Annotated in this window: 1 pseudogene; it reads left to right on the forward strand. The window is 70.6% G+C overall.

The annotated features are described in order from the left end of the window. A pseudogene (locus SZN_RS37435) lies at positions 1–221 on the forward strand (TIGR03767 family metallophosphoesterase); the annotation flags it as partial.

Consider the following 221-nt stretch of genomic DNA (forward strand, 5'->3'; position numbering starts at 1 on the left):
GGCGTCAGGGCCGCGGTCCGGTCGGCCACGGCTACTCGACGGCCAACCTGGACGCGGGCACCCAGTACTACAGCTTCCGCATCGCCGATGACGTCGTCGGCGTCAGCCTCGACACCACCGACCCGGGCGGCCACTACGAAGGTTCCCTCGGGGCGGCCCAGTTCGCCTGGCTGGACCGCACGCTGCGGGAGAACAAGGACGCGTACGCCGTCGTCTTCAGC

This window comes from Streptomyces zinciresistens K42, from assembly GCF_000225525.1.
GTDB classification, from domain to species: Bacteria; Actinomycetota; Actinomycetes; order Streptomycetales; family Streptomycetaceae; genus Streptomyces; species Streptomyces zinciresistens.